Genomic DNA, 24,189 nt, shown 5'->3' on the forward strand with positions numbered 1-24,189 from the left:
CTTTGCAGGATTTTCTATGAACACCAATAACATCAAAAAATATGCCCCGAAGGCACGTAATCAATTCCGTGATGCGGTGATCGATAAGCTCATGACGCTGGGTATCACCATAGATAAAAAAGGTCACTTACAGGTTGCTGATGCTGAAATCATTGGCGAGACGGTGCGTTACGGGCAGTTTGACTATCACAAATCATCCCTCCCCCGCCGTGAAAAACTGGCGAAATGCGCGCGCGAACAGGGTTTTGATGTGCTGGTCGAGCGCAGCGCCTATACTTGGTTTAACCGCCTGTGCGCAATCCGTTACATGGAACGGCACGGCTATCTCGATCACGGTTTCCACGTATTATCCCACCCTGATAACCCAACGGGTTTTGAGGTGCTGGATCATGTGCCGGAAGTCGCCGAAAGCTTGGGGATCGATAAATCACGTTTGGTTGAGATGAAGCTTTCCGGTAATCAGGACGAAGAGCTTTACCGCGAATTACTGCTGGGTCAGTGCCATGCGCTGCATCGTGCCATGCCGTTTCTGTTTGAGGCAGTGGACGACGAAGCTGAACTTTTGTTGCCGGATAACCTGACCCGTACTGACTCCATTTTACGTAATCTGGTGGACGATATCCCGCCAGAAGACTGGGATCAGGTAGAAGTAATCGGCTGGCTGTATCAGTTCTATATCTCCGAGAAAAAAGATGCGGTTATCGGCAATGTAGTAAAAAGCGAAGATATCCCTGCCGCCACCCAGCTGTTTACCCCGAACTGGATTGTGCAGTATCTGGTGCAGAACTCTGTGGGTCGCCAGTGGTTACAGACCTACCCCGATTCGCCGCTGAAAAGCAAAATGGCTTACTATATTGAGCCTGCGAAACAGACGCCGGAAGTTCTGGCGCAGCTGGCAGCTATTACCCCGTCTAGTATTGAACCGGAAAGCATCAAAGTAATCGACCCGGCCTGCGGCTCCGGACATATTCTTATTGAAGCCTACAATGTGCTGAAAAATATTTATGAAGAGCGCGGTTACCGTGGGCGTGATATTCCGCAGCTGATCCTGGAAAATAATATCTTCGGCCTTGATATCGACGATCGCGCCGCCCAGCTTTCCGGCTTTGCCTTAATGATGATGGCGCGTCAGGATGACCGCCGGATATTCTCTCGCGAGGTAAGACTGAATATTCTCTCCCTGCAGGAGAGCCTGCATCTGGATATCGCTAAACTGTGGCAGCAGCTGAACTTCCACCATCAGAGCCAGACCGGCAGCATCGGTGATATGTTTGCGGAAAACACCGAACTGGCACATACAGAGAGTCCGGAATATCAGCTGCTGATGCGCACGCTGAAACTATTTGTCAATGCCAAAACGCTGGGCTCGTTGATTCAGGTACCGCATGAAGAAGAAGCGGAGCTGAAAATATTATTGGATGCGCTCTATCGACTGGAGCAGGAAGGGGATATTCAGCAGAAGGCCGCAGCGAAGGCGTTTATACCATTAATTCAGCAGGCCTGGATACTGGCACAGCGGTATGATGCTGTGGTAGCGAACCCGCCTTATATGGGCAGCAAGGGAATGAATGTCGAACTAAAAGAGTTTGCTAAAAATAACTTCCCCAATAGTAAGTCGGATTTGTTCGCAATGTTTATCGAACGTGGGTTCCTTTGGTTGAAAAATGCTGGATTCAACTCAATGGTAACAATGCAATCATGGATGTTCCTTTCCAGCTATGAAAGCATGCGTGAAAAAATCCTTGATGATTACACTATCGAAACGATGGTGCATATGGGCAACGGCGTTATGAAAATTGCTTTTGGCACCAATGCAACTGTATTTAGAAACAACCATATCCCTACTTATCAAGGCTCATTCTCTTATGCCGAAAATAGTGACATAAATGATAAGGGTTTCCCGAAAGAATTCCCGGTGCAAAATGAACGTTTAAAAACTGCCACTACTAATGAATTAAAAAAAATACCCGGAAATCCGATTGGTTATTGGGTGAGTGATTCTATAAGAAACTTATTTTCAGATAAAAATCATTTAGTCGATAGTATTGCCGAGCCTAATCAAGCACTGGTTACAGGAAATACAGAACAATATATTAAAAAATGGTACGAACCCTCATTTAAAACTATCGGCTTTGGATGTAGTCGAAATGAAGCTAAACTGTCTGGGTTAAAATGGTTTCCTTACAATAAAGGTGGTGATTTCCGTAATTGGTTTGGTAATCTCGAACACATTGTTGACTGGGAAAATGATGGATACAAGCTTCAAACAACATTACATCCATCTGGAAATAGAGTGTGGGCACATAATTTTGTATTGGATAGTATTTTCAAGAAAGCTTTAGTTTGGAGCAAAGTGACATCAGGAAGACCCTGTTTCCGATACTCAGATGATGGTTTTTTATATGATGATGCTTCCGGTGTTTGTTCTTTTAAAAATGAACAGGGCGAATTACTGCTTGGACTTTTTTGCAGCAAGGTTAATCTTTATATACAAACAATAATAAATCCTACACTTAATATCCAACCTGCCAATCTTCGTATCATTCCTTTACCTCCTCAAGAAGTTATTGGTGTTCGCCAAGTAGTATCAAAATTAATCTCGATATCAAGAACAGATTGGAATTCTTATGAAATTGCTTGGGATTTCAGTCGTCCTCCGTTAATGACCGCAGATAAGAATTTATTACGACTTAAAGATAACTATCAAAAAACCCGCGCTCACTGGTTTGAAACCATTAGAGAAATGCAATGTCTCGAAGAAGAGAATAATAAAATCTTTATCAATGCGTATGGTCTAGAGAATGAGCTTACAGCTGAGGTAACTTTCAGTGAAATTACCCTCACCTGTAATCCGCATTATCGCTATGGTGGCAGTCTAAGCGATGATGAGTGTGAAAAGCGTTTACAATCAGACACCATTGTAGAGCTGATCTCCTATACCATCGGTTGCCAGATGGGACGCTACTCCCTTGATCGCGAAGGCCTTGTCTATGCTCATGAAGGCAACCAAGGCTTTGCCGATCTTGTTGCCGAAGGCGCTTACAAAACCTTCCCAGCCGATAACGATGGTATCCTGCCGCTGATGGATGATGCATGGTTTGACGATGATGTGACCTCCCGCGTTAAAGAGTTTGTCCTTACCGTCTGGGGCGAAGAATACCTGCAGGAAAACCTCGAATTTATCGCTGAAAGTCTCTGTTTATATGCCATCAAACCTAAAAAAGGTGAATCTGCGCTGGATACCATTCGCCGTTATCTTTCGACGCAGTTCTGGAAAGATCATCTGAAGATGTATAAAAAGCGCCCAATCTATTGGTTGTTCAGCTCTGGTAAAGAGAAAGCGTTTGAGTGCCTGGTCTATCTGCATCGCTATAACGACGCGACGCTTGCAAGAATGCGTACCGAGTACGTAGTGCCACTTCTGGCGCGTTATCAGGCGAATATCGATCGTCTGAATGAGCAGATCGATACATCTTCCGGTGGCGAAGCGATGCGTCTGAAGCGTGAACGCGATAGTTTAAGCAAAAAGTTTAACGAACTGCGCAGCTTCGATGATCGCTTACGCCACTACGCTGATATGCGCATCACCCTCGATCTCGATGATGGCGTAAAGGTTAACTACGGCAAATTTGGCGATCTGTTAGCCGATGTCAAAGCTATCACCGGTAACGCCCCCGAAATAATCTAATCTTTCTGGCACCATCGGTTTGCCACCGGTGGTGCTTTACTTATACATCTCAACCCTGGCAGCAGATCATGATAAAATGCTGCTGTGTGATGTCATCAAAGATAAACCCTACGCTCACATATAAAGTCAGAACTCGTACACATCGTAGTTCTGTTTTTCTACACTGGATTCACTGTAACAACATGGGATTGTGACCTTGCAAAATCAGGAACTTATTGCCGGACTAAAAGCAAAATTTACCGACTATCGCATCGTTTTCTGGCACGATCCCGACCAACGTTTTGCTGAAGATCTCGATCAACTGGCGCTTGAAAACGTCACGCTGCTCAATATGAGCAACGCCTCGCAGCTGGCAACTAAAAAACGTATTGAAATTGACGAACCAGAGCAGCAATTCCTGCTGTGGTTCCCACATGATGTGCCATCTCCGGAGCTTGACTGGCTGCGTGATATTCGCCTGTACAGCACGGAATTCCATGCTGACTTTGCGGCGATCACGCTTAACGCATTAGGTATTCCGCAGCTTGGTCTGCGGGATCATATTCAGCGTCGTAAATCATTTTTTAAAGGCAAACGCCCGCAGGCGCTGAAGCAGTGGATCACCGAAGAGGAAACAGAAGATTCACTGGATAAAAAAATGCTGGCCGTCATTACGGGAGCTAAATCCTTTAAAACAGAGGATATCCTGTTCAGCCTGATTAATCAGTATGTGAACCAGCAACAAGATGACGACAGCGAGCTGGAAAATACCCAGGCGATGCTCAAGCGCCACGAGCTCGACAACGTATTGTGGAAAATAGCGCACAATGAATTGGGTTATCCGAATGAACAACCATCGCTGGAAAACCTGATCCTGAAGTTATTTTGTACTGACCTGTCTGCGCAGGCCGATCCGCAACAGCGCGAATGGCTGGAGAAAAATGTCCTGCTCACACCATCCGGCCGGGCCTCAGCATTAGCGTTTATGGTTAGCTGGCGTGCCGATCGTCGCTATAAATCAGCCTACGATTACTGCGCCCGGTGGATACAAGAAGCACTACATCCTGAAGATCACTATCGCCAGAGCTCTCCCTACGTTCTGCACGAATGCGAAACCACAGAAAGCATTGAGCAGACGATTATCCGTGCGCTGGTGACTCAGCTACAGGAAGAGAGCACCACGCTGGATCGCGAAGCCTTTAAGAAATTACTTTCCGAGCGCCAGAGTAAATACTGGTGCCAGACGCGGCAGGAGTATTACGCCATCTACGATGCGCTGCGCCAGGCAGAGCGCCTGCTGCATTTACGTAATCGCTATATTGATGGTTTCCACTACCCGGATAGCGCAACCTTCTGGAAAGCCTATTGTGAAGAGCTGTTCCGCTTCGATCAGGCCTATCGCCTGTTTAACGAATCAGCGCTGTTAGTCCACAGTAAAGGCGCGATGATCCTAAAAAGCCTGGATGATTATATTGAAGCGCTCTATTCCAACTGGTATCTGGCGGAGCTAAGCCGCAGCTGGAATAAAGTGCTGGAAGCCGAAAAGCGTATGCAGGAATGGCGCATTCCCGGCATTCCCCGGCAGCAGGACTTTTACAAAGAGGTTGTCAGGCCGCAATTTAACAATCCGCAGATCAAGCGTGTCTTCGTGATCATTTCAGATGCGCTGCGTTATGAGGTCGCAGAAGAGTTAAGCACCCAGATCAATAAAGAGAAGCGCTTTAGCGCAGAGTTGCGTTCACAGACCGGCGTTCTGCCAAGCTATACCCAGTTGGGGATGGCGGCATTACTACCGCATGAGCAATTAAGTTACCAGCAAGGTAACAACGATATTGTCTATGCCGATGGCTTGTCTACTTCAGGTATCCCTAACAGAGATATTATCCTCAAGAAATTTAAGGGGATGGGGGTAAAATCCGACGACCTGCTGAAATGGAAGAATCAGGAAGGCCGGGATATTATTCGTGATGCTGAAGTCGTCTACATCTGGCATAACACCATCGATGCGATGGGAGACAGTGCATCCACGGAAGAGAAAACCTTCGAAGCGTGCCGTAGCGCAGTTGACGAATTAAAAGATCTGGTGACCCGCGTCATTAACCGTCTCCATGCCACGCGTATTATTGTCACCGCCGATCATGGCTTCCTGTTCCAGCAACAACAGCTTTCCACGCAGGATAAAACGACCCTGGCAATCAAGCCGGAAAATACGATTAAAAACCATAAGCGCTTTATTATCGGCCATCAGCTCCCTGCCGATGATTTTTGCTGGAAAGGCAAACTGGCTGATACCGCTAGCGTCGCGGATGACAGTGAATTCCTGTTGCCAAAAGGCGTACAGCGTTTCCATTTTTCCGGCGGCGCGCGATTTGTACACGGTGGTGCAATGCTGCAGGAAGTCTGTGTCCCGGTACTTCAGGTAAAAGCGTTGCAAAAAACAGCCGCAGAAAAACAACCGCAGCGTCGTCCGGTCGATATTGTTGCTTACCATCCCGTGATCAAGCTGGTGAACAATATTGATAAGGTGAGCTTGCTACAGACACATCCTGTTGGTGAACTTTACGAACCCCGAACGTTAAATATCTTTATCGTTGATGAAGAAAATAATGTCGTGTCGGGTAAAGAGAAAGTGAGCTTCGACAGTGATAACGATGCCATGGACAAACGGGTACGTGATGTCACGTTAAAGTTAATCGGCGCGAACTTTAACCGGCGGAATCAGTACTGGCTGATGCTGGAAGATGCGCAAACCGAAACTGGCTATCAGAAGTACCCTGTCATTATCGATCTGGCGTTTCAGGATGATTTCTTTTAAGTGAGGCGATATGCAAAACCATAATGATTTACCCATTCCAGCCATATCCGAAGGGGAACTCGTCTCAACCGAAGGGCAAGATTTGGATGCATTGCTGAACCAGCATTTCCGGGGGCGTGTGGTACGCAAAGATCTGACAAAGCAACTCAAAGAAGGTGCGAACGTTCCCGTCTACGTACTGGAGTACCTGCTCGGTATGTATTGTGCATCCGATGATGACAGCATTGTTGAGCAAGGTTTGCAGAACGTTAAGCGTATCCTTTCTGATAACTATGTCCGCCCGGATGAAGCGGAGAAGGTGAAATCTCTCATCCGCGAGCGTGGCTCTTACAAAATCATCGACAAAGTTTCAGTAAGGCTGAACCAGAAAAAAGATGTTTACGAAGCCCAGCTTTCCAACCTCGGCATTAAAGATGCACTGGTTCCTTCCCAGATGGTCAAGGACAACGAGAAACTGCTGACCGGCGGTATCTGGTGCATGATCACCGTTAACTATTACTTCGAGGAAGGGCAAAAAACTTCGCCTTTCTCGTTGATGACGCTGAAACCGATCCAGATGCCCAATATGGATATGGATGAAGTATTCAACGCGCGGACTCACTTTAGTTGCGATCAGTGGATCGACGTGCTGCTGCGTTCAGTCGGTATGGAACCTGCCAATATTGAGCAGCGTACCAAGTGGCACCTTATCACCCGCATGATCCCTTTCGTAGAAAATAACTACAACGTTTGTGAGCTTGGGCCTCGCGGCACAGGTAAAAGCCATGTTTATAAAGAGTGCTCACCAAACTCATTGCTGGTTTCCGGTGGGCAAACGACCGTGGCCAATCTGTTCTATAACATGGCCAGTCGGCAGGTAGGTTTAGTGGGCATGTGGGATGTCGTCGCATTCGATGAAGTCGCCGGGATCACTTTTAAAGACCGAGACGGCGTGCAAATCATGAAAGATTACATGGCATCCGGTTCTTTTTCCCGTGGCAGAGACTCCATCGAAGGCAAAGCTTCTATGGTATTTGTCGGTAATATCAACCAGAGCGTGGATACGCTGGTTAAAACCAGTCACCTGCTGGCTCCGTTCCCGGCAGCAATGATCGATACCGCATTTTTCGATCGCTTCCATGCCTATATTCCTGGGTGGGAGATCCCGAAAATGCGCCCGGAATTCTTTACCAATCGCTACGGACTGATCACTGATTACCTTGCTGAATATATGCGGGAGATGCGTAAGCGCAGCTTTTCCGATGCAATTGATAAATTCTTTAAACTGGGTAACAACCTTAATCAACGTGATGTGATCGCCGTCCGCCGTACCGTTTCGGGATTACTCAAGCTACTCCATCCTCACGGCAGTTATAGCAAAGAGGACGTGCGTGTTTGCCTTACATACGCGCTGGAAGTCCGCCGTCGCGTCAAAGAACAGCTTAAAAAACTGGGTGGGCTGGAATTTTTTGATGTGAACTTTAGCTATATCGATAACGAAACGCTGGAAGAGTTTTTTGTTAGCGTGCCGGAACAAGGTGGCAGTGAGCTCATCCCTGCGGGTATGCCAAAACCCGGCGTTGTCCACTTGGTTACCCAGGCCGAAAGTAACATGACCGGGCTGTATCGATTCGAAACACAGATGACCGCCGGAAATGGTAAGCATTCGGTTTCCGGGATTGGTTCAAACACAGCCGCTAAAGAAGCTATCCGCGTGGGCTTTGATTATTTCAAAGGCAATCTAAGCCGTATCAGTGCCACTGCAAAGTTCTCAGACCATGAATATCATCTGCATGCTGTAGAGCTCCATAGTACCGGTCCCAGCATATCAACCAGCCTTGCTGCGTTGATTGCCTTCTGCTCGGTGTTGCTGGCTAAACCTGTTCAGGAGCAAATGGTAGTACTGGGTAACATGACGCTTGGCGGTGTGATTAACCCGGTGCAGGATCTGGCTGCATGCCTGCAGGTGGCATTTGATAGCGGTGCCAAGCGCGTATTGTTACCTATGGCTTCTGCTATGGATATCCCCACAGTGCCGACAGAGCTCTTTACGAAGTTCCAGGTCAGCTTTTACTCAGATCCTGTTGACGCAGTATATAAAGCTTTGGGTGTTAATTAAAACCGTTAAAATGATATGCCATCCAATCTAAAATCCCGGATGGCATATCAAAATATAAAAATTCTTCGGGCATTTTACATAATGAGACAATAACGCCTTTTTAAGCCCCTACCTTTGTAATTTATTTGTCGCGTAGCCTTTCCAGAGGCATCTGGTAGCAACTTTCCTTGCTTTTTCAGCATAGAGATCGCCAAGTCATAAGAAACTAAGAGGTTTTCTTTAAAGAAAGACGCCTTTACCGCCAGTACTTTTATTTTACTATCATCCTTCTTATTTTTGAATTCATATTCAATAACATTTTTATCGTTTAAATCGTTGGAATCCAAGTTTTCGTAACAAGGTTGGAAAGTTGCATTTTTTAATTCAAACTCCAATCTCTCGCTAAAAAAATCATTTAAAACAGAGCCATCGCTAACTGCTTTCATATAGCAAAAAGCGATTGCCTCCATGATTACATCATCACCAAATGGAAATATTTTAAATTTTGCAGCAAGACTTCCAGCGGCGAAAGAAAATGCAAAACGCTTAGCTATTCGCTTTTCCAGACCATTATTACCGTCAACTTTCATAGCATTTAAAAAACGCTGCATTCGTTCCTCAAGCAGTGCAGTAACTACAGACTTATCTTTCCTAAGAAGTTTTTTGACAAACAGTGGTCCAGCAATTCCATGATAAAGTCCGCATGCCTCAATGATACTTTCAGCATACGTGCTTGGAGATAGATCATCAGGTATAGTTCTGAAAAGCCCCATCCCGTAGCCGCTGTCTGCCGGAACATCCACCAGACGTGCCTTTTCTCCATTTTTCCTGTTCTGACCACCCTCAAGTGCGTGCTGTTCCATTGCACTTTCGCCATTACTGACTACAGTAAGCCGCCATTCTGCTTTGTTTGATTGATAGCTACCTGAACGCGCTTTTCCGTGGCCGGATGCCAATGCATAAACAAGCTTTTGCCTTTTTTGCGCAGAATCCTTAGCACTTGTATCAATCATAACAAGTTCGTCCAGCAGAACTAAGGAATGATTGCGGGATTCAGCTAACTCTTCAAATGCAGCTTCTGTTGTATTCCAGTCACTAACATATTCGCTTCCACCATAAACAGAAGCTGCAACCATTACAGCTGTGCTTTTTCCTTTAGAACTATCACCATATATGTGGAAACCTCCTGATTCTATATTTATATAAAAGGTACAAAAACCGGCAATGGAGCTACATAATGACAACATAATCTGGGGGCTATGAATAGCAGCGGTTGCAACATTATCTTGCCATTCCACCAGACGACCTTTACGATGCCAGTCATTTTTAAATGATTTGGTTTCGGGGTAAGGTCTCGGTGATAACCCCTCATAATCACCTATAATTTTTCCATTTCCTGTTGCATAACATAATTCGCCTTTTTGCTCGAAAAAACCAGGACGAATTAGCAGCGGAACAGAGATATTTGGGGTACGCTTTATCTCATCAAATACTTCGTTCATTTCTTTCACGTCGAGATCCGCAGCAAGCCCGTTATTGAGTAATACCTCTATAAGTTTTCGCTTATCATAAACCAACCGCGAAGGAATTAAAATTGTCCGAAATTTATTACTATAACAATTTTTAACCTTCACTATACGATAGGAATGTATATTAGATTTCATTTCAGAAAGCGCAATCAACCGCACAGGTAAATTCTTTCTTACCGTCATTATCATATCCTAATTATTTTTGGGGAAAACACGCCAATCACCAAATCACTTTTGATGATTGCTATTTCTAATTACATTGCCAGGTTAGATAAAAACTAAACAGTGTTATGCGTATAATAGGCTCAGCTCATGCTCCCGATGCGTCTAACCAGCGAGTTAGTGGCATCAACTTGATATCTTCTTCCGCATAGCCTGGACATTTACCCCAAATGTGAGTTGTCCATCGCTCATGCGATCAAGCTTCACAAGTGATTTGGCAAAAATACGCTCATCGCTTATACGTATTGGGTTACGGCGTTTCTTCACCTCCTTTTCTTCGTTACGAAACCATACGTGCTCCATCCATATTCCTGATATGCAGTAACTCAATGCTCGAACTGGGTTATCAATACGATCTTTCCTGAAAGGTCGATTCTTGCGTCCATTACGAGCATGCAGATTTTTACCCCTCAGCATGTAGTGATGCAGCCTCTCAATTTTTTCTGGTTCATTGGGAACCAATAGATGGAAATGTGGCATCCAGTGACTCGTTTCTGGAGCGTGGCTGTAGTTGTGGTAGTCCATTTCGAAACCACCAATAACTGGCAAGCTAAATCCGATACGAGAAATAGCCTTACGATAACGCTCTTTCATCGCATCGAAATCCCAGCCTAATAATTTTTTATTTGGTACCATATCTACGTAAGAAATAAGCGTTACAGCAACATACTCATCCTGATGCTCTTCGATATAAGATTGCCATCCAGGAATATGAATTAATCGACGAATATGCTGGCAAATACTGCATGCCATACTTCCGCATGGCTCTTCCGGAGAACAACTTTCCAGTTTGTCAGCCAGTTGTTGGCAAACTTTCTTGTCAAGTTTCCGGCCAGCTGAACGTAACGTACCCACGCGTATTGCATTTTCTTTTAGAGCATCTTCTTTCGTTTCGAAGTTCGGCATTACCTCACGGATCTTCTTTGCCAGCTTTTCCAGTTCTGGGCGGAAGGCCATTTGGGTTGTAACATTACGTGGATAATTCCTGTATGTTTTCATTTAAACTTCACCTCATTGACAGGTTTACGACTGGCGATCCAGTCTTCAATCTCTTCTTCAAGCCAACCGACTCCGCGTCCTTCGGGTGATAATAGAACCTGGGATGGGAAGTATCCTTTAGCCATCAAGCGATAAAGTGACGATCTTGATATGCTGCAACGGTGCAAGACATCGTGAATTTTCAACAAGCGTTTTATTGCCATGCTTCCTCCTGAAATCTGATAGGAAGATCCTACGGCATGGTTTTGAGGCTCTCATGGAATTAAAAAGAAAAGAATTTCAAACCTTTCCATTAGCAATCGTTTGCCTCTTTAATGCGCGAATTATCGGCCCTAAAAAGCATCAATGTTTTGTGATTTACATCACATAATATCGAGTATTTTTTTCTTCCAACTTCTTGGTGGGCGATGCAGAGTATTCATTAACGAAAAAACGGATACGATCATCTACAGAAAGGATAGGTTACATGCAGGAACAAGATTTAATCCCAATTTACCCTAAGATTGGAGCAGATTCGCTACGAAAGCTGCAATTTATCGCTTCTGTGCTTTATCCGGAATGGGCCAGAGAAGGGAAAAAGAGCGGAGACCCATTAAACCAGACATTAAGTTATTGCATTGAAGCCACTTACAATATTCTGGAGAAATCGCGTGCGATGCCCCCTATCTATGATGCTTTGCCGCCACCGAAAACGGTTAAAGCACAATCACTATATGATATATTTCAACGGATTACGACAATGAAGGACAAAGGCAAATCTCTTACAGAGATCGTTGCTTATTTAAATCAAGCTGGTTATCCCACTCCTGATGATCTGTATTCAACAAAACCGTTGACCGCTATTAATTTCAAAATATCGCGTTGGGAAAAAAGAGATGTCCGCATGCTATTTGCGGATGGGTCACAGCCTGGCGAACTTCTAAGACAATATTTAGATAAGTTGAACAAACGATCCCAGAGAAAAAGAGCGCCAGGAGTCCGTAGCAGTCGTTAGAACGGCCAGGACAACTAGCTCAAAAAGCGAAGAACACGTGCGAATCCCTTGGGGGACAAGGAATGACTGTAGTTTGAGTTTTCTTGGCATTTGATAGTCTCCCATACGCCATTTCATATCCATCGCTTCGTTGCTACTATTTTTAGATCTATGAATACATGTTGGAAGCGCTATGGATACTGCTTTACTTGCGTCTCTTGATGGTGAAGGAAAGAAAAAGCTGGAGCGGGCAATCGCAACGCTACAGGGTGATGTGAATGCTGCTTCGGGCGTATTGTATGTTGATCCAAAGCTCAGACTTGAGTACTCACGTCGCATCAAAGCCATGTCTGACGATCTCTACGCCAAAGCTTCACGCGGGATCATTAGCTGGGAAAAAGCCGCAGAGGAAGCGAACCAGACGCGCAACCTTCTGATGGAGCTCATCCGCTACCGAAGCACACCTGTTGGCAAAGCACTGGCGCAAAAAATGAAGGCGCAGGGCAAGACGCTCAATGAGCTGATAGCCTATAAAACAAAGGCGTTGTACGGCGACAAAGTTAACTTTAATAATCTTTCTGTTTCACAGAAAAACGCGGTTTACAGCGCCGTGGTGCAATCGGCTGGCAAATCCAACCTCGAAGTAAATATCAAAATGCAGCGTTTGTCAGGTGCCGGACGTGGATTGATATTCCTTTCTCTTGCAGTAGCTGTCTACCAAATCTATGAAGCTGAGGACAGAGTGCTTGAGACTCAACGGCAGCTTGCCATCAGTAGCGCCGGGATTGCAGGTGCGTGGGGCGGAGGAGCGCTGGCGGGACTGATGTGTGGTCCTGGCGCACCTGTTTGCGTTGTTATTGGTGCTTTTGTTGGCGGTGCGATTGCCGCATGGGAAATCAGCGGATTCTGGGACTAACTATGTTTAAGCAGCTCGACAACGTAACACTTATGCTCAGGGAAGAACCTACACCGACATCAATGGGAAAATATGAAGTCCTGATTGCTGGAAAAGGTACGGGCATTATGGTTCCAGTACAGGTGATAGAAGCTGCTGTTCAGGTTGATGATAAACGCCTGCTGTTATTTCTTACCGATGACGTTCCCTATGAAGAAGCGCTTAAAATCGCACTGCTCGACCTGAAAGAGGGTGTGAAAGAGATGCTGACGTTGGGTGGCGCATATCTGACAGGATCGTTTACGGACCTGAACATACAACCTAATGCAGTTGAATTCAGCTTTATTGGCGATACAACATGGCGGGTTGAAATACCAGCGACGCCCTTCATGCAACTCCCGTTCATCGGCGATCCACGGGGCGTTTCGCGTCCACCGGCATTGAAGCATTACATCAAAATCACCGCCAGTCCCGCACCTGCACGCTTCGACGGGAGCCGCTAATTATTGAGTAAGAGAAGGAAGTGTTCTAGTAGCACTGAATCCGTCGGCTGGCTCTGACTTTTACCTTATCCCCACGGCAGTCATAGCGGGTAGTCGTGGATATGTCGCTGTGCCCTGCCAGCTGGCGTACGGTATTAATATCCACATCCTGCTCTAACAAGCGCGTAATGAAAGTCCTGCGCATATCGTGAGGAGTAAAACGCGTAATGCCTGCGTCATGCTGTAACTGTTCCAGGATGCCGGTTAAACCGGTCGTTGTCAGCGGCTGGCAGGCAACCCTGCCGTTGCGCTGAATGCGATTAAACAATGCATCCCCGGCCTCTTTCGCGCCACTGTCTTTAATCCATGCGCGGATGGCTTTATCTACCGCTGCCGCAACGTGTATCTCCCGGTATTTACGCCCCTTCCCCTGCCTTACTGTAAGAATGCCATTGTCATAGTCCCGGCGCTCAAGGTTGACCAGTTCCCCGGCCCGCAAACCCGCGCCGCAAAGGGTCATTACAATGGCGACATCACGACAGCAGCGGATACGTTGCGGATGCCGTTTAGCGGCCTGAACGAGTGCTCGAACCTCCTCCCGGCTGAGTGCCCTTCCCTTGCGCTGGTTATCGCCATTAACGCGCTTAACTGCCCGGATACGGGCAAGGGTGTCCGCCTCCAGGCAATTGAGGTTAAAGGCCGTCTGCGCTATGCCCCGGAGTGCTGACAACGCCATGTTAACCGACGACACAGCGTAACCGTCATCCAGCAGTGCCGCACGTACTTTAGCGACGGCAGCGAAGCTAAGTTGCTCCCAGGGATAACTGGCCGCATCCGCACCGCGTTTGAGTATGCCGGCGCTGCGGTTTAACAGGCTGGTGATACCCCGCCGTCCCGACGGGGCAAGACCGCTGATATAGGCGTCCAGCACGGTGGTTTCTACCACGGGCGCGACCTGGCGCAGCGCAGCCCTGCTCATGCGTTTAACCTGTTATAACATGTATTAAACCAGGTAACTGTCTGCATCACACCAGCCCTCGTTCAGCCAGTGACACCGTCTCCGTCCCGGCCACAATAAAGTGGTCCAGCAGCCGTACATCCAGCATTTGCAGCAGCTCCTGCAGCCGCTTAGTTATCTCGATATCGCACTTGCTGGGTTCAGCCTCGCCGCTGGGATGGTTATGCACAAGGATGACCGCGGCGGCGTTATGCCTGAGTACCCGCTTGATTACCTCACGGGGATGAACGCTGACCGTATTTAACGAACCCCTGAACAGCATTTCCCGATGCAGAAACTGGTGCTGGTTATCGAGCAGGATGATGCCAAACTCCTCATGCTCCAGCAGGGCCATTTCATACATCACGCACCGCCGTACATCATCAGAGGAGCAAAGCTGAACGCCACGCTGGTAGCACCGGCTGATAATGTCGCGGGCCTGGTCCAGGATGCGGGTTTCACGGAGGGTAAACGTCGTCATGTTCAGAACTCCCTTTCGATGAAGTAAATGGCTTCGGGAAACAACTGGCGTCGGGTTGCGCCAGCACGAAAGGAGAAAGCTTTGCGGGGCATGGAGGTTCGCCCGTTGCTGTCGAAGAACCAGAGCGTTTCTTCGTCCATTCTGGTGACAAGGGACCAGTGAAACTGGTCGCTGAGCATAATCAGCCGGGAGTGGTCTGTTACCGCCAGGAACCGCCTCATTTCACTGAAAACCCGCCCTTCCACAAGACCGCGACTTCCTTCGAAAGGTTTGCTGATTTGGACCGGAAACTGGCGGTGGTAGTGACCTTTCCGGAGTACCTGTGCAATCAGCCAGTCGAGCCGGTTTTCATCTATCCCTTCGCTCAGCCACTCATGCAAAGGCCAGCGTTGCTGATAGGCCTGAAGAAGTCGGTTCATGAGTGGTTTTCGCTTCACCCGACCGTCATACAGCCAGCTCAGCATATTCACCACACAGTACGCGCCACAAAGAGAGTCAAGCTCTCCCTGTACAGACGCGTGTATCCCTCTGTTAGCAGTCACAGATAATGTCTCCATCAATAATTAGCTGTCAGTGTGGCGGGATTAGCTTTCCCACATAACGGTGAGGGTGTAGATATTCAGGAAGTGGTAATGAACGAAATTTCTCTGCCAGAGTGCAAAAATGTCGCGCCCTTCCCCCGGGGGTAAATCACCGGCATAGGACAGGAAGACATAGCGCTGGCTCCAGCTGATATCTATTTCCTTTTCGAGCTCCGGGTCTGTTCCCATATATTTGAAGTCAGTGATGTAATCGAAATACCATTCATCGTTGCGGGAGATAAGCCTTATTTCGACCGGATGAAACCCACCATTTTCAGCGCTGTAATTGATATCTTTGAACAGCAAAGTGACAGCACGAATATTCGGTTTAACTGGCGGCTTTTTACTGAGTTCAGCCAGTATAATATTAATGAGTTCCTGACTTACGGGCATGGACAGCCCTTCCTGACGGATAATATTCATTATGTTCATTCCGATAGATATACGTTTGTATTGATGATTCAAGCAACTAATTATTCATAACCCTTACTGAGTTTTCAGACGATAGACGTCCTCCCGCCAGAAGGGATATAAAATGAAACGTTAAGTTGGTTATTAGTTTATGCATCAGTTACTGAATAATATGACACTATCCAGTAATGAAATTTTACCAGGAATATACTTATAAAGCAAATAGTTTCACTAGGAAACCAATTTTCTATTATTAATACGTTAACCGAAATGTTTATTTCTAAAGAAGAATGGCATACTGATTTACCTCCATGGCAGGTGGTCAGGGTTCCGGGGTGGTTCCACCTGCCTGCCGTGGCTGGAAATAAAAGTAACCAGTTAAAGTTATTTATTATCGGGCGGCTATCCCGGCACAGTAAATAAGCTCATTACTGGTCTTTGAATTGCTCAAGCAAGCGCTCCCGCTCTTCCGGGGGAAGTTTCATTATTTGTTCAGCCAGGAGGGAAACATCCTGATGCTGGCTGGCCAAATCTTTTGTCACCTGCTTTAAAGCCTGCTCCATCAGCAATGCACGTGAGGCTGGCGACATGTTACGGAAAAGCTGAACCCACAGACTCAGCTGTTTATCAGCTCCCGCAACGCTGAATGCTTCATCTTTGGCCCTGCTTCGTTCGTTTTCAAGCGACATCGCAGCAGCACTGATATGGTAAACCACACCTTTACCGACACTTCGCTTACGCCGGATTTCCGGGTGGATCTCTGCCAGCTTTTCAAGGCGCATTCTTGCTCCCCTTGCAGTGCCCGGCATCCCTTCAATCCGCGTAAATTCGTCAGCCGTCAGCCAGTCTCTGGGTTCATCAGCAACCGTGGAAGGTAAGGTTTTTTTGTCCATATTAGCCTTTGCGTTACTCATCTAAATTAATACAGATATCAATGCGTTAATTCACAAACCACCAAAAAGATAATAAAAATACTTGAAAGGTATCTTTTGTTTGCATTTAATATCCATGTACTGATTCCATGGAGTTAATACAGTGCGTAACTCAACAGCATCGCAGAAAAACCGGGGCAACGGAAGTTCCGGGAATTGGCATCGTGCCGATATTGTGGCGGCGCTGCATAAACGCGGGCTTACTCTTGCAGCCCTTTCGCGCAGCCATGGACTCGCTCCCCGCACACTGAACAATGCTCTGGAGCGCCATTACCCTCGTGCGGAACGTATTATTGCAGATGCTCTGGAAACTACGCCGGAGAGACTATGGCCGGAACGATATGCCCTTAAATCAGCGCGGCAAAGCAAGTAAGGAAGACAAGAATGGCAACGACCATTACAGAAATAACGGAATGTTTTGAGTATTTTTTCAGTTCTCTTTACCGGCGTGAATTTGTCAAAACCCTGCGTCTGAACGAATGCAGCGAGCGGGAATTACTGCCATTAGTACGTTGCTATTTGCTGGGTTGGTTTGCGGATAACGTCTCGCCAGAAGTCAAAAGCAGGTTACCAGGAACGGTATCCGGACATGGTTTCATTGACTTTGTGATTGACGATGTGGCTGTTGAGTTTGCAGTCCGTAAGCCAACAGCAGCTCGTTCCAATGTCTCCGCAACCGTAAACAGCACGGAAGTGAAGAAGCTGATGAAGCACGACGGCAAAGCCCTGCTTGTACTGTTTGACTTCTCTGACACGCCCTATTCAGAAGAACAGATCGAATCTTTTCGTAACTGGCCCTCCCTGGGTCGGGGAAATCACCGTAAATCAGCTTTCAACATTGTGTATTTCTTTGTGGAAAAACGCAGGCCGCTGGCACTGGGGAAAATCACCAAAAACATCCGTATCAGCTAACAGGATATTTAATGATGAAGAGAATAGTTACTGCATTAGTACTGACAGCTTTAGCCTTCCCGACAATGGCAGCTCAATACGCTAAGCCTGGTGCAGTTTTAACGCTAAAGCCAGGGAGCGGTAATGCGGAGTTCAGCATCAACGCAACAACCAAAGATGGCTCAGGGACCTGCAACATGGAAGGTACAGCACAACAAATAGCTGCTGGTGAGAATCAGAAACGCCGTTGGGTCTGGAATGATAGTTCCAGCCAATGTGTTGCTGTGCTGAGTGAAATGAATAATGGAAAAACCAGCGTAATGAGTCGTGGTTGCGAAGGATACTGCGGGGCTTCGGCAGCAGGCGCAATAGATGGTCAATACAGCAAAAAATAATAAAACGGCACTTTGATTTGAAGGGAAACAACAAATGAAAATAAATATGCTTCTGGTACTGATTGCAGCGGGTTCAATAGTCGGCTGCGGCGATAAGACGCCAAAATGCAATAGCGATAACGCCAAGAATCTGGTCATTGATATAGCACGGAAAACGATAGAGAAAGGAATGACGCTGGATAAGGATGTACGTATTTCTGTCGAGAACGTCAGGACGGTAAGTCATGAGTCAGGTCTTGATGTTTATCAGTGTGCTGCCGATCTAACTTTCGCCAAACCAAATATGAAAGACTCATTACCCATTACGTATCGGGTACAGAGAACTGACGATGGTAAAGGGCAGTTTTATATTAATGTATCGGGTTTATAATTGTTAATAACAATGAGGACATAAACGGATAGGATTTAATTTATGCTATCCGTTACCTTATAGTAAATAGTATAAGTAAATAAGCATAACAATCTCTCTCATTAGTTCCTTAACTCAAAGGATAGTTCTAAGATTGATAGTCAAAAAAACACTCTAAACCTCACACCATCTAATGGTTTCGTATCGAATGACTGGCAACAATTAAATAATTGTCACATTATTAATTAGAGCAAAAAAGTACTTTATGCATATAACAAACCATAAATAAAACTTAACTCCTTTTATAATACAACGTTTTCACAATTAACAAAATAGTCAATATATAAAACCCTCATAAAAAGGGACTGATAACGCATAAGCCTTCTTGACATTAAAATATCGTACGAATAAATGCAATAATTAGAGAGAAAATGCAAAGCTTAATTCATTGACATCAGTCATTATAACTTTAATTGTGATGCTCATGGGAGACACTAACATTTCGTGGCAACCCACTATATAATTAAAAAATCTACATTCCGGAATAATCCCACGTCTAATATTGTTTTTATTTCATCAATAGATTATTGCTCATGCTATAAAAGCTAATTGATAAAAAATCAGAATAAATTCATTAAATGATTTACTGACAGTCTCACTGCTTTTATTAACTCATTACAATCTGATTGCGATACTTTTTCTTTAGGGGTGTGCATGTTAGAAAGAGGGTAAAGCAGCATCAAAAAAGAATTATTCTTATATCTTTCATCACGGATGATAAAGTCAATTTCAGTTCCAGTTTTGGTATCATGAGTTGTTTTTTGAAACCTCAACCCATTCTTTTCAAAAAATGGAGTAAAATTATTAAGAGTGATATTATCACCATCAACAACAGGGCCTTCATATAAAAAGCAATCCTCTTCCGTTGTAGTATATGCATCGATCACAACAAGACAAGAAATATCGAAAATAGAATCTGGATATCTTGTCATTCCTATTTCTTCTTTTGTTGTAAATAAGATACTGGCACCAGAATCAATTATCTCATCTATCAAGAAAATAATAACAGCGACTCCTATCTTGTTATCCAACCCTTTTCCAATAATCATATCATTTAAAATACTTAGAGTTCCAGGCAAACTTAAAGGCGTATTTTTACTTAAATTATTTGCACACTCAGAGTTTGGCAAGACAATAACAAGATCATCATCATTACCATTATATAAAGAGGCTTCAATTTTGGGAGCAATATAACCAATGTAGTTATTATTTACATCATGTACATCCGTAAACCAGTAAGAAGACTTTGGAATAAAGCCAATTAATTTCAGTTCAAGGATATTGTCTGCAATGGCATCGCCCACTTCAAAACCAACCTCATCGACATGAATTATATAGCACATTTTCTCTTGTACACATGCTTCATTTCTTACATATAGATAATCTGGTTCTTGTTCAAAATTCAGTGTTCTATTTGTAGAGATTACCTCTCGAATATAATCCATGGTGTTACATTCATGCTTTGAAACAGATTGGATATTTGTTAACTCACGCAATATATTAAACATCAGAATCACCACTTAATAAAAATTTATAATCATGAAGAGTCAACTGCTCAGTGAATGCTTCATGTAATTTCCTTTTCTTTTCGAGTAGAAGTTCAATTTTTTCTTCAACTGAGTTTCTATATATGGGAAGAAAGACAGTGACTTTATTTTTTTGACCTAACCTATGAGCTCTAGATATCGCCTGTAACTCTACTGCAGGATTCCACCAATTATTATAGATTATTACTTCACTTGCTTCTGTCAGATTCAGACCAACTCCTCCAACGTGCATTGTACTTAAAAAGACCATACAGGATTCATCTTCTTGAAATCTTCTGACTCTCATATTTCTATCTCTATTATTCACATCGCCACTGATTCGAACATAACCGACCGAAGTATCAGATAAGGATTTCTCAAAAGCATCAAGAACATGTACAAAAGTACAAAACAATATTGTTTTTATTTTTCGCTCAACATTGTACTGCAATCTTTCCTTTGTTATTTTAAACTTATCACATTCAAACATCGACAGTTCACGAGGTAACATCTTACTTAGTATCGATGGCAATGAGCATACCTGCCTAAGTTTCAACAATGCATCAAGAAAAATAATACCATACTGCTCTGAACTTGCAGATAATGAGGTTCTAAAAAGAGAATATATATAGTCATAAGAATCTTTCATTTTAGGTTCCATGTCTATGTAAAAAACATCTCTTGAATAAGGCGGTAAATCTAAATAATCTTCTTTTTTGCGAGATAAAATGACATCATTAAAAAAACTTTTTATTAGAGTGACTTTCTCGTCGTGTGGAAGAGATAAATAATATTTATTTTTCTCAAGCAAAGACCAAGAGGATGGAAGCTGGCCTCTATATATAAAACACATCGTATTTATCAAATCATTTTCGGAGTTTTCCACAGGTGTCCCAGTTAATAAAACCCTATAGCCACTATTGATTTCATTAATTTTGGTCCATGCTTTCGTATTTTTATTCTTTATTTTTTGCGACTCATCCAAAACTAAAACATCAAAATAGAACTCTTCTGATTTTATTTTCTTGGCTTGTTCATATGAAACTACATGTATATTCCCCTCACTTCCAACAAGATCAAATGAAACACGCCCCCCTAAAAATGGGTAAAACTTATTTATTTCAGATAACCAATTATACTTTAGTGAAGCAGGGCAAATAATTAGATATTCGCCTTCTGGACCATATATGGAAGCTAAGAATGAAAGAGTTTGTATAGTTTTTCCTAACCCCATATCATCAGATAAAAGTACGCCATCATCTCCATTGGATAGATGATTTAAAAGCCAAACAATCCCTTTTTCTTGATACTCCTTGAGTACACCCGTAAATCCAAATGCTCTTAATCTTGACTTGATATCCGTAATATCCAAAGGTATATATTCTGGCAGTTTTTTATTTTTTAAATTTGATAATAGTTTATCTTCAAGAGATATAGAGTTTTGTTTTTTATCTAAACCTAACACATCCATAACTTGAGTTAATTCTTCAAATTTCTTTTCCAGAAGGTATGTTTCGATAATGCTACTTTTTAAGTCTACTAAAATAGTTTGACTATTAGAGTCAAACCACTCTATTTCATAGCTATTTTTTTTTGATTTTACTTTTTTAGTATTTTCTTTTTTTGTATAAAAAACGTATTCTATAGAAGATCTTTGGGCTTCATTCTGTAAATTTATTAGATCATTAACACCTATCATCCAAAAAGCGGAATCTATATTATCTCTAGCAAGCCTCTTCAAGCATTCACTAGGTACATATTTTTCAAACAGCACGTCATCTAAAAATAAAGACGTATGCAATGGTATAATATTTCCAACATTAGAATCTTGAAAAAAAGGCGTAATATAGAATGTATCATCGAAGAAATATATGAATATGTTAAACTTTACCAAGGTTGAGAAGGTAAGTATGTGTAACGGGGAATCGTTATTTATCTTTTTTTTAACGCTGGAAGAAAAGCTCTTTTTCGAATAAAATTGAACGCCCGCCTGTACTGCATTATATATTAAAAACCCGGAATCCGATTCATTAATCCTTATTGGAAACTGCAATGGATGAGAGAAATATCTCAAAACATATAGAATATTACGATGCTCTGGTAAAACATTTTTTTCTAAGGTTATGTCATCTTTTATATTGCGTAAAAATGGACCGACCCGATTACTGAGCCTTCTAGACTGCAGTTCTACTCTAATACTTCTATCCTTACTCCATTCATCATATATAATCACGAGTTCAAGCGACATTCTAATCATCTCCGTAGTATATTTCAAATACTGCATCGATCATGTTCATATACTTTTTATCTTTCCTATCTTGGTCACATGCCCTTTTTAAACTTCCTTGATAGCTAGTAAAGTCATCTATACGACAACCTCCGTTACATAACAATCGAAGAGCACAATACTTGCATGGGTATATATTATTTACAGAAGTTTTTTCCTTTTCATAATTGGCACTAATTAAAATATTTGAAAATACATCTGACAACGCATTGCCAATTTTAGTTGCTTCATCAGTTCTATTACAAGTATATACATCGCCAATTGCATTAATTGTTAGATTACCCCAACCACAGTTATCTTCTCTTGAATCTTTAGACCAATATACAGATATCCATTTTGCTTTATTGTTGTTAGGGTATATACACTCACTCAACTCCTGTATGCGTTTATAGTATTGTTCTTCATCGAATTCTTTAATACCTTCATTCGGAAGTATCTTTTGAGTCAATCTGAGTATGAAATCATCTTTAAGTGATAATAAAAAATTTTTTAGATTAAAAAAACTTATGAGATCATTAACTATATTTGGACTAGCAGTTACAGCGAGGCTTACATTGGCTTCGTTAGCTTTGAGCCATTGTATATTTGATAATACCTTATTAAAATTACCTTTGCCGCGCATTAATGAAAATGATACCTCATCATACCCATCCAAACTAATTTGTATTTCATCAATAATTTTAAGAGTATCAGTATTTTTTCTGAAAACATTTTCCCATAAAGTTCCATTTGACAAAATAGTTAATTTAACACCGAGGTTTTTAATAAAATTTATTAGGGCGATAATATCTTTATAGAGAAGAGGTTCTCCACCTGATATTGTTATTTCCTCGCCGCCATTTTTATGAAACTCGTTAACAATGCCATACCAATCACTTAGCTTCAATACGGATGAATGTAGATAGTCATTATTACGATAGCAATGCTTGCAAGTAAAATTACATTTGTCGGTCAAATATATAAAAAGAGATTTGCGCTCATCTTTGACAAGATAATCTTTGTAATTGTGTAATCCAGAATCGAAATAGGCCATTAGTATATAATTAAGATCTTCATTTTCTTCACCATATTTTAATTTAACATCCTCAATTGTTTTATTATGAATGAATTCGAAAATTTCCTTTTGATTGTTATTGAAAAGAACCATAAACATCCCACTATTAGGCTCTACAATTACACATCGTTCGCCTATTATTTTTTTATCAATGGTATTAGGGATGCTAATGATATAATCATTTTCTAATTCAATCTCATTATCCACATACTCTATTGTCTGATAGTTCATCATTCATTCTCTATAAAAAAAGCGGGATTACTCCCGCTTTTAATTAATTTTGATTCGCTTGGCAGTTTTTAAAACAATACATTGCGCCTGTACGAGTCTTTACTACTACTTTTTTAACTTTGCTTTTCAGCTTCATTAAATCATCCAATACGATAATATAGAGTTTCACGTGAAACATAATCCAAAATATAGAAAAGAATTATGCGATTTCAAAATTATATTAGCATTTTAAGGGTGTCAACAAACCAACGATGTATTTCGATACAATTTAGTCCTGCATTGATTTAAGTCAAAAGTTGCCTTATATCAAAAAGAAAGGTAACCCGTGTGATATC

General features: G+C 43.1%; 21 protein-coding genes. 10 read left to right on the top strand and 11 right to left on the bottom strand.

The features are described 5' to 3' along the window. Nucleotides 1-16 precede the first annotated feature (16 nt). From pglX to brxL, 3 genes are all read left to right on the top strand, one after another. Nucleotides 17-3,688 (top strand): BREX-1 system adenine-specific DNA-methyltransferase PglX, encoded by a 3,672-nt coding sequence (pglX, locus tag AAIG26_RS13540; RefSeq protein WP_343180722.1) that lies wholly within the window; start codon nt 17-19, stop codon nt 3,686-3,688. 196 nt (nt 3,689-3,884) lie between these two features. After that, nucleotides 3,885-6,482, top strand: coding sequence for a BREX-1 system phosphatase PglZ type A (gene pglZ / locus AAIG26_RS13545; RefSeq protein WP_343180931.1), 2,598 nt, complete (start codon nt 3,885-3,887; stop codon nt 6,480-6,482). A gap of 10 nt (nt 6,483-6,492) precedes the next feature. Next, nucleotides 6,493-8,580, top strand: coding sequence for a protease Lon-related BREX system protein BrxL (brxL, locus tag AAIG26_RS13550; RefSeq protein ID WP_343180723.1), 2,088 nt, complete (start codon nt 6,493-6,495; stop codon nt 8,578-8,580). A gap of 74 nt (nt 8,581-8,654) precedes the next feature. On the opposite strand, the gene AAIG26_RS13555 is transcribed toward brxL, so the two are convergent. The 3 genes from AAIG26_RS13555 to AAIG26_RS13565 form a co-directional block, all read right to left on the bottom strand. Further along, on the bottom strand, nt 8,655-10,271 hold the full coding sequence (locus AAIG26_RS13555) for a DUF927 domain-containing protein (RefSeq protein WP_343180724.1): 1,617 nt from the start codon (nt 10,269-10,271) through the stop codon (nt 8,655-8,657). 165 nt (nt 10,272-10,436) lie between these two features. Next, nucleotides 10,437-11,309 (bottom strand): hypothetical protein, encoded by an 873-nt coding sequence (locus AAIG26_RS13560; RefSeq protein ID WP_145889324.1) that lies wholly within the window; start codon nt 11,307-11,309, stop codon nt 10,437-10,439. Then, nucleotides 11,306-11,512 carry an AlpA family phage regulatory protein gene (locus tag AAIG26_RS13565; protein WP_075184072.1) on the bottom strand — a complete coding sequence of 69 codons (207 nt, stop codon included), beginning with the start codon at nt 11,510-11,512 and terminating at the stop codon, nt 11,306-11,308. The genes AAIG26_RS13560 and AAIG26_RS13565 overlap by 4 nt, the downstream gene beginning before the upstream one ends. A gap of 263 nt (nt 11,513-11,775) precedes the next feature. On the opposite strand from AAIG26_RS13565, the gene AAIG26_RS13570 reads away from it, so the two are divergent. From AAIG26_RS13570 to AAIG26_RS13580, 3 genes are all read left to right on the top strand, one after another. Continuing rightward, nucleotides 11,776-12,303, top strand: a complete 528-nt coding sequence (locus tag AAIG26_RS13570) for a hypothetical protein (RefSeq protein WP_343180725.1) — start codon at nt 11,776-11,778, stop codon at nt 12,301-12,303. A gap of 172 nt (nt 12,304-12,475) precedes the next feature. Continuing rightward, a complete protein-coding gene (locus AAIG26_RS13575) occupies nt 12,476-13,198 on the top strand; it encodes a hypothetical protein (RefSeq protein ID WP_045509885.1) in 723 nt (240 codons plus the stop codon). 2 nt (nt 13,199-13,200) lie between these two features. Beyond that, complete coding sequence (locus AAIG26_RS13580) at nt 13,201-13,680, top strand: hypothetical protein (protein ID WP_343180726.1); 480 nt, start codon at nt 13,201-13,203, stop codon at nt 13,678-13,680. A 25-nt stretch (nt 13,681-13,705) separates the two neighbouring features. Here the strand turns inward: AAIG26_RS13580 and AAIG26_RS13585 are convergent, their stop codons facing one another. The 5 genes from AAIG26_RS13585 to AAIG26_RS13605 all read right to left on the bottom strand — a co-directional run bounded on the left by AAIG26_RS13585 (nt 13,706) and on the right by AAIG26_RS13605 (nt 17,022). Continuing rightward, entirely contained in the window at nt 13,706-14,638 is a 933-nt protein-coding gene (locus AAIG26_RS13585) for a site-specific integrase (protein WP_343180727.1), read from the bottom strand. 46 nt (nt 14,639-14,684) lie between these two features. Then, a complete protein-coding gene (gene radC, locus AAIG26_RS13590; protein ID WP_343180728.1) occupies nt 14,685-15,137 on the bottom strand; it encodes a DNA repair protein RadC in 453 nt (150 codons plus the stop codon). 2 nt (nt 15,138-15,139) lie between these two features. Next, complete coding sequence (locus AAIG26_RS13595; protein WP_193796247.1) at nt 15,140-15,601, bottom strand: hypothetical protein; 462 nt, start codon at nt 15,599-15,601, stop codon at nt 15,140-15,142. A gap of 120 nt (nt 15,602-15,721) precedes the next feature. Next, complete coding sequence (locus AAIG26_RS13600) at nt 15,722-16,141, bottom strand: DUF2787 family protein (protein WP_039079231.1); 420 nt, start codon at nt 16,139-16,141, stop codon at nt 15,722-15,724. 416 nt (nt 16,142-16,557) lie between these two features. Further along, nucleotides 16,558-17,022: a hypothetical protein gene (locus AAIG26_RS13605; protein ID WP_343180730.1), complete on the bottom strand. Its 465-nt coding sequence runs from the start codon at nt 17,020-17,022 to the stop codon at nt 16,558-16,560. Nucleotides 17,023-17,164: 142 nt separating this feature from the next. Between AAIG26_RS13605 and AAIG26_RS13610 the strand changes: the two genes are divergently transcribed. Genes AAIG26_RS13610 through AAIG26_RS13625 form a run of 4 tightly spaced genes read left to right on the top strand, consistent with a single transcriptional unit; the run spans nt 17,165 to nt 18,717 of the window. Then, nucleotides 17,165-17,434, top strand: coding sequence for a helix-turn-helix domain-containing protein (locus AAIG26_RS13610; protein WP_343180731.1), 270 nt, complete (start codon nt 17,165-17,167; stop codon nt 17,432-17,434). 11 nt (nt 17,435-17,445) lie between these two features. Next, entirely contained in the window at nt 17,446-17,973 is a 528-nt protein-coding gene (locus AAIG26_RS13615; protein ID WP_343180733.1) for a hypothetical protein, read from the top strand. Nucleotides 17,974-17,987: 14 nt separating this feature from the next. After that, nucleotides 17,988-18,347: an acyl-CoA dehydrogenase gene (locus AAIG26_RS13620; protein ID WP_343180932.1), complete on the top strand. Its 360-nt coding sequence runs from the start codon at nt 17,988-17,990 to the stop codon at nt 18,345-18,347. A gap of 34 nt (nt 18,348-18,381) precedes the next feature. Then, nucleotides 18,382-18,717 carry a hypothetical protein gene (locus AAIG26_RS13625; protein WP_343180734.1) on the top strand — a complete coding sequence of 112 codons (336 nt, stop codon included), beginning with the start codon at nt 18,382-18,384 and terminating at the stop codon, nt 18,715-18,717. 599 nt (nt 18,718-19,316) lie between these two features. Here the strand turns inward: AAIG26_RS13625 and AAIG26_RS13630 are convergent. From AAIG26_RS13630 to AAIG26_RS13640, 3 genes are read right to left on the bottom strand one after another with little or no spacing between them, the layout of a single operon-like run. Beyond that, complete coding sequence (locus AAIG26_RS13630) at nt 19,317-20,264, bottom strand: hypothetical protein (RefSeq protein WP_343180736.1); 948 nt, start codon at nt 20,262-20,264, stop codon at nt 19,317-19,319. Beyond that, complete coding sequence (locus AAIG26_RS13635; protein ID WP_343180737.1) at nt 20,257-22,530, bottom strand: DEAD/DEAH box helicase; 2,274 nt, start codon at nt 22,528-22,530, stop codon at nt 20,257-20,259. Before AAIG26_RS13635 ends, AAIG26_RS13630 begins: the two co-directional genes overlap by 8 nt. A 1-nt stretch (nt 22,531) precedes the next feature. Further along, entirely contained in the window at nt 22,532-23,857 is a 1,326-nt protein-coding gene (locus tag AAIG26_RS13640) for a radical SAM protein (protein ID WP_343180738.1), read from the bottom strand. Nucleotides 23,858-24,189 lie beyond the last annotated feature (332 nt).

Origin of the sequence: Kosakonia sp. PSU_27 (assembly GCF_039409795.1) — a bacterium.
In the GTDB taxonomy this organism is placed as follows: Bacteria; Pseudomonadota; Gammaproteobacteria; order Enterobacterales; family Enterobacteriaceae; genus Kosakonia.

Bases quoted from the DNA above. Each gene is read 5' to 3' on its own strand.
- pglX (WP_343180722.1), top strand. From the start codon at position 17: ATGAACACCAATAACATCAAAAAATATGCCCCGAAGGCACGTAATCAA.
- brxL (WP_343180723.1), top strand. From the start codon at position 6,493: ATGCAAAACCATAATGATTTACCCATTCCAGCCATATCCGAAGGGGAA.
- AAIG26_RS13555 (WP_343180724.1), bottom strand. From the start codon at position 10,271: ATGACGGTAAGAAAGAATTTACCTGTGCGGTTGATTGCGCTTTCTGAA.
- AAIG26_RS13560 (WP_145889324.1), bottom strand. From the start codon at position 11,309: ATGAAAACATACAGGAATTATCCACGTAATGTTACAACCCAAATGGCC.
- AAIG26_RS13565 (WP_075184072.1), bottom strand. From the start codon at position 11,512: ATGGCAATAAAACGCTTGTTGAAAATTCACGATGTCTTGCACCGTTGC.
- AAIG26_RS13570 (WP_343180725.1), top strand. From the start codon at position 11,776: ATGCAGGAACAAGATTTAATCCCAATTTACCCTAAGATTGGAGCAGAT.
- AAIG26_RS13575 (WP_045509885.1), top strand. From the start codon at position 12,476: ATGGATACTGCTTTACTTGCGTCTCTTGATGGTGAAGGAAAGAAAAAG.
- AAIG26_RS13580 (WP_343180726.1), top strand. From the start codon at position 13,201: ATGTTTAAGCAGCTCGACAACGTAACACTTATGCTCAGGGAAGAACCT.
- AAIG26_RS13585 (WP_343180727.1), bottom strand. From the start codon at position 14,638: ATGAGCAGGGCTGCGCTGCGCCAGGTCGCGCCCGTGGTAGAAACCACC.
- radC (WP_343180728.1), bottom strand. From the start codon at position 15,137: ATGACGACGTTTACCCTCCGTGAAACCCGCATCCTGGACCAGGCCCGC.
- AAIG26_RS13595 (WP_193796247.1), bottom strand. From the start codon at position 15,601: ATGCTGAGCTGGCTGTATGACGGTCGGGTGAAGCGAAAACCACTCATG.
- AAIG26_RS13600 (WP_039079231.1), bottom strand. From the start codon at position 16,141: ATGAATATTATCCGTCAGGAAGGGCTGTCCATGCCCGTAAGTCAGGAA.
- AAIG26_RS13605 (WP_343180730.1), bottom strand. From the start codon at position 17,022: ATGGACAAAAAAACCTTACCTTCCACGGTTGCTGATGAACCCAGAGAC.
- AAIG26_RS13615 (WP_343180733.1), top strand. From the start codon at position 17,446: ATGGCAACGACCATTACAGAAATAACGGAATGTTTTGAGTATTTTTTC.
- AAIG26_RS13620 (WP_343180932.1), top strand. From the start codon at position 17,988: ATGAAGAGAATAGTTACTGCATTAGTACTGACAGCTTTAGCCTTCCCG.
- AAIG26_RS13625 (WP_343180734.1), top strand. From the start codon at position 18,382: ATGAAAATAAATATGCTTCTGGTACTGATTGCAGCGGGTTCAATAGTC.
- AAIG26_RS13630 (WP_343180736.1), bottom strand. From the start codon at position 20,264: ATGTTTAATATATTGCGTGAGTTAACAAATATCCAATCTGTTTCAAAG.
- AAIG26_RS13635 (WP_343180737.1), bottom strand. From the start codon at position 22,530: ATGTCGCTTGAACTCGTGATTATATATGATGAATGGAGTAAGGATAGA.
- AAIG26_RS13640 (WP_343180738.1), bottom strand. From the start codon at position 23,857: ATGATGAACTATCAGACAATAGAGTATGTGGATAATGAGATTGAATTA.